The organism is Isoptericola sp. S6320L, from assembly GCF_023015685.1.
GTDB lineage: Bacteria > Actinomycetota > Actinomycetes > Actinomycetales > Cellulomonadaceae > Isoptericola > Isoptericola halotolerans_A.
This window is the reverse complement of the sequence record NZ_JALKAT010000058.1, coordinates 1-10,380: the sequence shown is the minus strand read 5'-3', so window position 1 is coordinate 10,380 and position 10,380 is coordinate 1. Positions and strand designations below refer to the sequence as shown.

Here is a 10,380-nt window from a genome sequence, read left to right as displayed (position 1 = left end):
GGACCGGGCGCCGACGACGAGGGCTCTGCCACGCCTCGGCGGCAGAACCATTCAGGAGGTCAGCCGCACGTCACGGACCCGTAGGCGGCGTCGATCACCCCCACGGCGTCACGGGCCTCGACCGTCACGCTCACGCTGCCGGCGTCCAGTGCACGGCTGTGCGCCGCGAAGGGACGGGACATGCTTCCGCCCGCCTTCAGGTGCGGGTGGTGCTTGGTGCCGTACGCGGTCGACACGTCGACCGCGACGGGCGCGTCCTCACCGTTGACGACGTCGACCACGAGCCGCGCGTTGACACCGACGCACTGCGCGGACACGTCGACCGTCACGGCCACCTCGGGCTCCGGGGCGACCGCCTCGGAGAACCGCCACCAGTCCGCCTCGAGCAGGTCCTCGCCGGACGGCCCCTGATATGTCAGGTAGACGTCGTGCACCCCGACCGCACCGTCGAGCGCTGCATCGACCTCGGTCCACTCCCCGACAGGTCCGTCGACGGCGACCGTTCCGACGAGCGGGCCGTCGCGGCCGTCGAGACGCACCTCGATCCGGGCTCCTTCGACGAGCGGCCGGACGCGAGCGGTGATCTCCGCGGCGCCGCTCTCGCCGAAGTCCACCGACGACAGCGCCGACCAGTCACCGGCGTCGACGTCCTCGACCACGAGGTTCGGGGCCCCCGCACCGAACTCGGCGGAACCGTCCGTGACCTTCGCGGTCGCCAGACCCTGCTGCCAGCCGAAGGTCTCGGCCTCGACCGCACGGTACGGGTCGAAGTCCTGGACCTGGTCGGGCCCCGCGTAGTCGCCCACCACCTGCTCGATGGTGCCGTCCTCGCGGAAGGACAGCTCCTGGATGTGCGGGCTGCGGAAGCCCTGCGTGGAGTTCCCCGTGATGCGCTTGTTGAGGGTCGGGGCGTGGTACGTCATGTAGTACGTCCCGTCGAGCTCGAACACCGACTGGTGGTTGTTCCCGCCGGTACCCGCCCCGAAGAACTGGGACTGGTTCGGGAAGAGCACGCCGGCGTACTTCTCCCGGGGGAACGACGTCGGGTCGTCGGAGATCATGTAGCCGATCTGGCCGCCACCCGGGTACCCGGGTGCGGGCGTCTGCGAACCACCGAAGTCGGGCCCACCGAAGTGCGACGAGTACGAGAGGTAGTACAGCCCCTCCCGCTCGAACACGTGCGCCGCCTCGAACGCCACGGGGGCGTCCACGACCTCGGCCGTGCCCTCGGTGCTGACCATGTCGTCGCCGAGCCCGATGACCCGCAGGTTCTTCGGGTTGTTGTAGCGCTCCTCGTCCGGCATGTCCGTCGACGCGGGCCCGCCGCCGAAGTACAGGTACGGCGAACCGTCGACGTCCACGAACGGCGCCGGGTCGAACTTCCACGCGACGTCCTCGGCACCCGGGGTCGACCCGTCGATCAGCAGGCTGTCCCGCTCGCTGGTCCACGGTCCCAGGGGGGACTCACCGGTGATGACGTTGCTGGAGCCGCCGCCGTTGGCGTAGTAGAGGAAGTACTTCTCCTCACCGTCCACGACCTTCTTCGCCATGCCCGGTGCCCAGGAGTTGTTGGTGAACGGCGCGACGCCGTCCGGACCGGCGACCTGGATCTCACCGTGGTCGGTCCAGTTGACCAGGTCCTCCGAGGAGATCACCGTCAGCTGGTTGATGTCGCCGTAGTTGATCTGCGACGACACGCCGGTCGCCGGGTCCGGGTCGTAGGACTGGGTGTCGTTGGTCAGGTACAGGTAGACCCGCCCGTCGTCCACGAAGCCGAACGCGTCGGCACCGAACTTGTGCGAGATGAGCGGATTGTGCTCGCCGGGGTTCTTGCCCACCACCTCGATCGTCGTCGACGCCGGCGGCGGGGGTTCCGCGCCGACGACGGACACCTCGTCGAGGACGAAGTTCATGAGATGCGTGGCCGGGTCGGCCGCCGGGTCTGCCGTCCACGGCGTCTCGAAGAACAGCCGCGCCGTGGAGACGTCCTGCGTCGTGGGGATCGTGAAGGTCCCCTCGATCGTGGCCCACTCCCCGTTCGTCGCGACGGTGTCGACCAGGTTGGTGTAGCTGCCGCCGCCGTAGTGCATGGTGGCGAAGAACTGCTTCGTGGTGGGCGAGGCCTCGTCGTCGTACTTGAGGCGGGCGGAGAGCTCGTAGGTCTCGCCGGCCTGGACCTTCCCGCTCAGGTCCTGCATCGGACCGGAACCCGTCGTGGCCCGGTCGGTCGTCAGCGCCGCCGAGCTGCCGGCGGACGCGTCGGCCGTGATCGAGAGCTCGCCGGCATCCGTCGCGTTGCCGTCGTTGACGAACCAGTGGGCCGTACCGTCCTCGAACCCGCCGTTGAGGATGAGCTCCTCGTCGGCGGCGAAGGACGGGGTCGTGACGATCGCCGCCGAGAGCAGCGCAGCCGTCGCGACTCCCGACATCGTGGTCCGGAGACGTCGTCGTCTCCGTACGGACTGTGTCATCAGTTCCTCCTCATCGTGGTGGTGTTGCTGGATCGAGCGCACGAACGGGCGTCCTCTCCGGCACCGCGCTCATACGTGGCGAGCGGCCGGTCGTCGGGTGCGCGGCCCTCGGCCGCTGCACGCACGAGGCGTCGCGCCGTTGCTGGGGCAGGTGAGCAGAGCATCGGTCTCGCTTCCTCATCGTTGAGTGCGATCCGGGGCTCCATCGCCCCGAGACCTTGTGAGCGCTAACATCTACGCGTCGGGTTCTCTGATGTTCTTGTCCCGGACGTCCGCAGCCCGGCGTCGGCGGCCGGGTCCACCCGGCCGCCGACGGACGGACGCTAGGTACGCCGCAGGGTGAGCACCCGCTGGAGAACCACGAACACCAGCAGGAGCGCGCCGATGACGATCTTGGTCCACCACGACGACAGGGTGCCCTCGAACGTGATGATGGTCTGGATCAGCCCGAGCACCAGGACGCCGAGCACGGAGCCCAGCACGAACCCGGTGCCGCCCGTGAGCAACGTGCCACCGATCACGACGGCGGCGATCGCGTCGAGCTCCATCGCCACACCGGTCAGCGAGTAGCCGGACCGCGAGTACATCGCGAACAGCAACCCGCCCAGCCCGGCGCAGGTGCCCGAGACGACGTAGACGAGCACCTTGGTCCGCGCGACCGGCAGACCCATCAGCCGGGCCGACTGCTCGCCGCCGCCGATCGCGTACACCGTGCGCCCGAACTGCGTGTAGTGCAGCAGGAAGAACGCGAGCGCCACGACGACCAGGGAGACCACCACGCTGGAGGTCATGCGCCACTGCCCGCCCACCCAGGTGTCCCAGCCGGCGATGGCCACGAAGGTCTCGTCGGTGATCGGGATCGACTCGGGGGCGATGACGAAGCAGAGTCCGCGGGCGAAGAACATGCCCGCCAGGGTCGCGATGAACGGCTGGACGTCGAAGACGTGGACCATCAGTCCGATGAGGAGCCCGATGACCGACCCGATCAGCACCACCGCCGGCAGGACCACGGCCGCGGGCACCCCCGCGTCCAGCAGGTACGCGGCGCTGACCGCGGACAGCGCCAGGACCGCGCCGACGGACAGGTCGATGCCGCCGGTCAGGATGACGAACGTCATGCCGACCGCGAGCACGATGAGGAACGAGTTGTTGATGAACAGGTTCGCCAGCACGCCGGCGGACAAGAAGTTCTCGTAGCGGGCACCGCCGATCACGAGGATCAGGGCGAGCACCACGAACGTCCCGACGACGGGCATGTAGCGCCGGTCGATGCGCAGCCGCCGGGCGATCGCCCGCAGCCGCGGCTCCTCCTGGCGGGGCCGGGACGGTCCGGGCGAGCCGGCCGTGGACTGTTCAGGGGCGACGGCGGCCATCAGGCGGCCACCTCCTCGGGTCGGGCGGTCCGCTGCCGCGCGCGGGCGGCGAACCTCTCGCGGATGCGGGGGGACTGCAGGAGCGTCACGGCGATCACGACCAGCGCCTTGAACAGCGGAGTCACCAGCGGCGAGATCCCCACGATGGTGACGGTCAGGGTCAGCGTGGTGATGATCAGGACGCCGACGAGCGTGCCGGAGAGCGAGAACTTGCCCCCCTGCAACGACGTACCGCCGATGACGACGGCCAGGATGGCGTCGAGCTCGATGAACAGGCCGGCGTTGTTGGCGTCGGCCGCCATCACGTTGGACGCGAGGATGAGACCCGCCAGGCCGGAGAAGAGTCCCGACAGGGCGAAGACGGTCCACACGATCGTGCGCGCCTTGACGCCCGCGAGCTGGCTCGCCGCCGGGTTGATGCCCACGGACTCGACCAGCATGCCCAGCGCGGTGCGCCGCGTGAGCAGCGCCACCAGGAGGAATACCCCGCCGGCCACCAGCGTGGCGACCGGCAGCCCGAGCCAGAAGCCGGAGCCGAGGGTCTTGAACGGCGCGCTCGTGACGGTGGTGATCTGCCCCTCCGTGATGAGCATGGCGATCCCCCGGCCCGCCGTCATGAGGATGAGCGTCGCGATGATCGGCTGGATGCCCACCACCGAGACGAGGAACCCGTTCCACACGCCGAGCACCAGGGAGACCCCGAGCGCGATGGCGATCGCGAGGAGCACCGTGGACACGGACCCCGGGTCCGGCGACGTCGCGATGAAGCTCAGCGAGAGCGCCCCCGAGATGGCGACCACGGCGCCCACCGACAGGTCGATGCCGCGCGTCGCGATCACCAGCGTCATGCCGAGCGCCACGAGCATCAGGGGTGCGGCGTTGCGCAGGATGTCGATCGGTGCCCCGAAGAGGTGACCGTCCAGCACCGTCACCGCGAGGAAGTCCGGCCGGTAGACCGTGTTGGCGACCAGCAGCGCGATCAGCGCCGCGACGGGCCAGAACAGGGCGTGCCGCGTGATCTCACGCATCAGTGGTCTCCTCCGCTCGCGATGAGACCGACGACCTCGTCGACCCCCACGTCCTCACCATTGACGATCTCGGCCACCTTCGCCCGGTCGCGCATGACGGCGATCCGGTGGCTCAGCCGCAGGACCTCCTCCAGCTCGGCGGAGATGAAGACCACGGCCATGCCCTCCCCCGCCAGCTCGGCGACCAGCTTCTGGATCTCGGCCTTGGCGCCGACGTCGATACCGCGCGTCGGCTCGTCCAGGATCAGCAGCTCCGGGGCCGTGGCGAGCCAACGAGCCAGCAGCACCTTCTGCTGGTTGCCCCCGGACAGGTTGCGCAGCAGGGCGTCCGGGTCGGCGGGGCGGATGTTGAGCGCCGCGACGTACTTGTCGACGATCTCGTCGACCTGCCGGCCCGGCAGGCGCCGCATCCAGCCGCGACCCGCCTGCAGGCCGAGGACGATGTTCTCGCGCACGGTCAGGTCGCCCACGACGCCCTCGGCCTTGCGGTCCTCCGAGGAGAAAGCGATGCCGCGGGAGATCGCCGCCCGCGGGTTGCGGAGCGGTGCCGGGGCGTCCTTGATGCGCGTCGTGCCGCTGTCGGCCCGGTCGGCTCCCGCGAGCAGGCGCGCCACCTCGGTGCGCCCGGACCCGAGGAGGCCGGCGAGGCCCACTACCTCGCCCGAGTAGACGTCGAGGTCGAACGGCTGCACGCTGCTCTTGCGGCCCAGGCCGACGGCCTGGAGGTACGGCGTCGAGCCCCGCTCGATCTCCACGGTGCGGTCCGTGCTCACGTGCAGGTCCTCCAGGACCTCCATCGACCGCCCGATCATCGTCGAGACGAGCTCGACGCGGTCGGTCGCCGCGGTCGCGTACTCGCCGACGAGCCGGCCGTTGCGCAGCACCGTCATCCGGTCCGAGATCTCGTAGACCTGCTCGATGAAGTGCGACACGAACAGGATGGCCACCCCCTCGTCGCGCAGGCGCCGCATGACGGCGAAGAGCTGCGCCACCTCCCCGGCGTCGAGGCTCGAGGTGGGCTCGTCGAGGATGAGGACCTTCGCCTCGACGACCATCGCCCGGCTGATCGCCACGAGCTGCTGCAGGGCGATCGAGTGCGCTCCGAGGGAGGACGCCGGGTCGATGTCGAGGCCCATCGTGGCCAGGTGCCGGGCGGCCTCGCGCCGGGTGGCACGCCAGTCGATGGCGCCCAGCCGCCGGGGCTCGTTGCCCAGCATGATGTTCTCCGCGACGGTCAGGTTCTCGCAGAGGTTGACCTCCTGGTAGACCGTCGCGATGCCCGCGTCCTGGGACTCGCCCGGACCGGAGAAGCGGTGGGACCTGCCGTCGACGAGGATCTCGCCGGCGTCGATGCCGTAGACGCCGGTGAGCGCCTTGATGAGGGTCGACTTCCCGGCACCGTTCTCGCCCATCAGGGCGTGGACCTCACCCGGGAACAGGCGGAGATCGACCTGGTCGAGCGCCTTGACGCCGGGGAACTCGATCGAGATCCCCGTCATCTCGACGACAGGCCGCTCCGCGGTCTCGGAGCTCGTCATCGTTGACCTTCCGTGGATCGCGGCGGGGTGCGTCCGCACCCCGCCGCGGGTTCGAGGGGTGACCCCGGCGGGACGGGCCGGACCCGTTCCGCCGGGGTGCCTGTCAGTACTGGCGGTCGGGCAGGGCCTCGGCCGCCGCCTCCTGGTCGAAGGCCAGGTCCTCGACCACGATGCGCTTCTCGACCTCTTCGCCCGCGACGACCTTCTGGGCGATCTCCGCGAGGTCCGGGCCGAGCAGCGGGTTGCACTCGACGATGTAGTTGATCTTGCCGTCGGCGAGCGCCTGCATGCCGTCCTTGACCGCGTCGATCGTGATGATCTTGATGTCCTCGCCCGGGACCATCCCCGCGGCCTCGATCGCCTCGATCGCGCCCAGGCCCATGTCGTCGTTGTGGGCGAAGACCAGGTCGATGTCGTCGTACTTCTGCAGGAAGCCCTCCATCACCTGCTTGCCCTCGGTGCGGGTGAAGTTGCCCGTCTGCGAGTCGATGACCTCGATGTCGCTGCCCTCGATCGCGGCGGCGAAGCCCTCCTTGCGGTCGATCGCCGGCGCGGAGCCCGTCGTACCCTGCAGCTCGACCATCTTGTAGCCCTCGCCGTCGTACTGCTCGACGGCCCACTCACCGGCCATCTCGCCCTCGAGGACGAAGTCGGAACCGATGAACGACTCGTAGAGGGTGTCGTCCTGGGAGTCGACGGCACGGTCGGTGAGGATCACGGGGATGTCCGCGGCCTGCGCCTCCTGGAGGACCGGGTCCCAGCCGCTCTCGACCACCGGAGAGAACGCGATGACGTCCACGCCCTGCGCGATGTAGGACCGGATCGCCTGGATCTGGTTCTCCTGCTTCTGCTGTGCGTCGGAGAAGCTGAGGTCGAACCCGTTCTCCGCCGTCAGGGTGTCCTGGATGGACTTGGTGTTCGCCGCGCGCCAGCCGGACTCCGCGCCGACCTGCGAGAAGCCGATCGAGATGACGTCGTCGCCCTCGGCCATCTCCTCCTCGCCGCTCGCGGTCTCCTCGCTCGAGCCGGACGGGGCCTGCTCGCTGCTGCAGGCGGCCAGGGTCAGCATCGCCGCCGCCGACACGGCCGCCACCGTGCCGCGCATCCACATCTTCCGTGTCATGTGTGTTCTCCTCCTCGAGACGCCAGGCCACCGGTGCTCCCGGTCCGCGGGTCAGCTCCGACCCTTGGCTTGTGACCGCTAACATAGCGCAGATGTGACCGGTCACAAAGAGGCCTGAGCGCACAACACATCACGATCCCGTAACAGCGACGGGTCAGCCCGCGCCGTCGGCGGCCGGCCCGTCCAGCTCGGCCGCGATCATCTCGACGATGGTGTCGACGGTGACGCCGGGCCCGTTGCTCAGCTCGCCGATCTTCTCCCGGTCCTTGAGGACCACGATGCGGTCGCTGAGCCGGACCACCTCGTCGAGCTGGGAGGAGATGAAGACGACTGCGACCCCCTCGCCGGCCAGCTTGGCCACACGGCGCTGGATGTCCAGCTTGGCGGCGATGTCGATGCCGCGGGTCGGCTCGTCGAGGATCAGGACGTGCGGCCGGGTGGCCAGCAGGCGAGCCAGCATGACCTTCTGCTGCGTCCCGCCCGACAGCTCGCCGGCCGGTCGGTCCAGGTCCTCGTGCGACAGGCGCAGGGCGTCGAGGTACGTGTCCACCACCGCCTCCTGCTCGGCGCGGGACAGGGGCCGGGTCCAGCCCCGGAGCGCCTGCAGCGCCAGGACGATGTTCTCGCGCACCGTCAGCCCGGCGACGATCCCTTCGTTGCGCAGGTTCTCGCTCGACACCGCGATCCGGTGCCGCAGCGCGGCCGCCGGGCCACGCAGCTGCACACGGGCACCGTCGAGCCACAGCTCGCCCCGGTCGGCGCGCTCCACCCCGCTCATCAGGCGGGCGAGCTCGGTGCGACCCGAGCCGCGCAGACCGGCGAACCCGACGACCTCCCCCCGGACGAGGTCGACGTCGGTGGGCTCGAGCGTCCCGTGGCGTCCGATCGACGTCGCCCGCAACGCCACCTGGCTCGAGCCCGCGTAGTGGTGCGACAACCGCTGGGAGTGCAGCGCCTGCAGCGCGTCGATGTCCTCGCCGATCATCTTCGAGATCAGCTCGGCCCGCTCGACCTCCGCCGTGCAGTACTCGGCCACGACCCGGCCGTCCCGCAGGACCGTCATCCGGTTGCTCACCTCGAAGACCTGCTCGAGGAAGTGCGAGACGAACAGGATCGCCACCCCCTGGTCGCGCAGGCGGCGGACCACGCCGAGCAGCTGGGCGGCCTCCGCCTCGTCGAGGCTCGACGTGGGCTCGTCGAGCACGAGGACCCGCGGCTCCAGGACGATCGCCCGGGCGACGGCCACGAGCTGCTTGGTCGCCGGCGACAACGCCTCCAGGGGAGTCCGCAGGTCGACGTCCTCGATGCCCAGCGTGGCCAGCGCGGCCGCGGCGCGCTCCCGGCACCTCGCCCACCTGATGCCGAAGCGCCCACGCACCTCGTGACCGATCATGATGTTCTCCGCCACGGACAGGTGCGGGCTGAGGTGCGACTCCTGGAAGACGGTCGCGATGCCCTCCGCCCGGCTGCGCGCGACGCCCGTGGGCGTCAGGGGCACGCCGTCGACGAGGATCCGGCCGGCCACGATCGGCACCGTCCCCGTCAGCGCACCGATGAGGGTGGACTTCCCGGCGCCGTTCTCCCCCATGAGCGCGTGCACCTCGCCCGGCCGCAGGACCAGGTCTGCCGCGTCGAGCACGCGGACACCCGCGTACTCCACCGTGATCCCGTGCATCTCGACCACCGGCGCCGCCGGCTGCTCCACCGGTGCCGTCCGCGCCGCCATCAGTCGCCCTTCCGCGGCGGCGCGCTCGACGCGCGCTCGACGATCTCGGCCGGGATGCGGGTCAGCTCCGGGATCTCACGCTCCTCGATGGCGGCCCGCAGGACGTCGACCACCGAGACACCGAGCGCGTCGAAGTTCTGTCGCACGGTCGTCAGCGGAGGGATGACGTGTCGCGCCAGCGGGATGTCGTCGAACCCGACGACACTGACGTCGTCGGGCACCGAGAACCCCCGCTCGTGCAGGCCGTGGACGAGCCCCACGGCCATCTCGTCGTTCGCGACGAAGACCGCCGTGTACTCGGGGAGCTCGCGGATCCCGCGCGCGAAGTCGTAGGCGAAGTCGGCCGTCCAGTCGCCGACGACGATCGGGCGCTCGCGCAGGCCCCACGACTTCGCCCGGGCCCGGAAGGCCCGTTCGCGCGTCCTGGCGTCGAGCCAGTCGAGCGGACCGGCCAGGTGCAGGATGTCACGGTGCCCCAGCGAGACCAGGTGGTCGACGGCGAGCGCCGTCCCGGCCTGCTGGTCCACCGTCACCGTGAGGAACGTCGGGTCCTTGTCGGGCTTGACGACGAGCACGGGGACACCGACGGCGATGCGCCGCAGCGCCGCGATCGACGACGACCGCGGCGCGACGACGCACAGCGCCTCGATGCCCAGCGCGATGAGGTGGTCGACGGCCTCCTGCGGGCTGATCTCCTCACCGGCGCGCAGGAGGACCGAGCTGACCTCGTAGCCCGAGGCACGGGCGGCGGACTCGACGGCGTACAGCGTGCTGGTCGGGCCGAACGTCATCGCGCTCTCCACCAGGACGCCGATGCGGCGGCTGCGCTGGGTGGCGAGGGCTCGCGCCGTCATGCTGGGGCGGTAGCCGAGCTCCTCGATGGCCTCCTCGACGCGACGCCGGGTGGCCTCCCGGATGTTGGGGTGGTCGTTGAGCACCCGCGACACGGTCATGTGGGACACGCCGGCGAGCTGCGCGACCTGCCGGATGTTCGGCTTGTCGACACCGGGACTCGCCATGAGGCCTCCATCGGATTCCGCCGGACGGCCGACGGGCGGCGCGGCGACCACAGGATACCGCCGGCAGCGAACGACCCCACGCCCACCCCCCGGTTGTGGGTG

Annotated in this window: 7 protein-coding genes; all 7 read right to left on the bottom strand. The window is 70.3% G+C overall.

The features are described from left to right. Nucleotides 1-59: 59 nt before the first annotated feature. A complete protein-coding gene (locus tag MWU57_RS17715; protein WP_246911015.1) occupies nucleotides 60-2,471 on the bottom strand; it encodes a family 43 glycosylhydrolase in 2,412 nt (803 codons plus the stop codon). A gap of 323 nt (nucleotides 2,472-2,794) precedes the next feature. Further along, entirely contained in the window at nucleotides 2,795-3,844 is a 1,050-nt protein-coding gene (gene yjfF / locus MWU57_RS17710; RefSeq protein WP_281495908.1) for a galactofuranose ABC transporter, permease protein YjfF, read from the bottom strand. Further along, nucleotides 3,844-4,872: an ABC transporter permease gene (locus MWU57_RS17705; protein WP_246911014.1), complete on the bottom strand. Its 1,029-nt coding sequence runs from the start codon at nucleotides 4,870-4,872 to the stop codon at nucleotides 3,844-3,846. Before MWU57_RS17705 ends, yjfF begins: the two co-directional genes overlap by 1 nt. Then, entirely contained in the window at nucleotides 4,872-6,410 is a 1,539-nt protein-coding gene (locus tag MWU57_RS17700) for a sugar ABC transporter ATP-binding protein (protein WP_246911013.1), read from the bottom strand. Before MWU57_RS17700 ends, MWU57_RS17705 begins: the two co-directional genes overlap by 1 nt. Nucleotides 6,411-6,513: 103 nt before the next feature. Further along, nucleotides 6,514-7,533 carry an ABC transporter substrate-binding protein gene (locus MWU57_RS17695; protein WP_181340728.1) on the bottom strand — a complete coding sequence of 340 codons (1,020 nt, stop codon included), beginning with the start codon at nucleotides 7,531-7,533 and terminating at the stop codon, nucleotides 6,514-6,516. A gap of 154 nt (nucleotides 7,534-7,687) precedes the next feature. Further along, nucleotides 7,688-9,259, bottom strand: coding sequence for a sugar ABC transporter ATP-binding protein (locus MWU57_RS17690; protein ID WP_246911012.1), 1,572 nt, complete (start codon nucleotides 9,257-9,259; stop codon nucleotides 7,688-7,690). Continuing rightward, a complete protein-coding gene (locus tag MWU57_RS17685; protein WP_246911010.1) occupies nucleotides 9,259-10,278 on the bottom strand; it encodes a LacI family DNA-binding transcriptional regulator in 1,020 nt (339 codons plus the stop codon). Before MWU57_RS17685 ends, MWU57_RS17690 begins: the two co-directional genes overlap by 1 nt. Nucleotides 10,279-10,380: the final 102 nt, after the last annotated feature.

What these genes read in the sequence shown, in the direction of transcription:
- MWU57_RS17715 (WP_246911015.1), bottom strand. Translation starts at nt 2,471, where the DNA reads ATGACACAGTCCGTACGGAGACGACGACGTCTCCGGACCACGATGTCG.
- yjfF (WP_281495908.1), bottom strand. Translation starts at nt 3,844, where the DNA reads ATGGCCGCCGTCGCCCCTGAACAGTCCACGGCCGGCTCGCCCGGACCG.
- MWU57_RS17705 (WP_246911014.1), bottom strand. Translation starts at nt 4,872, where the DNA reads ATGCGTGAGATCACGCGGCACGCCCTGTTCTGGCCCGTCGCGGCGCTG.
- MWU57_RS17700 (WP_246911013.1), bottom strand. Translation starts at nt 6,410, where the DNA reads ATGACGAGCTCCGAGACCGCGGAGCGGCCTGTCGTCGAGATGACGGGG.
- MWU57_RS17695 (WP_181340728.1), bottom strand. Translation starts at nt 7,533, where the DNA reads ATGACACGGAAGATGTGGATGCGCGGCACGGTGGCGGCCGTGTCGGCG.
- MWU57_RS17690 (WP_246911012.1), bottom strand. Translation starts at nt 9,259, where the DNA reads ATGGCGGCGCGGACGGCACCGGTGGAGCAGCCGGCGGCGCCGGTGGTC.
- MWU57_RS17685 (WP_246911010.1), bottom strand. Translation starts at nt 10,278, where the DNA reads ATGGCGAGTCCCGGTGTCGACAAGCCGAACATCCGGCAGGTCGCGCAG.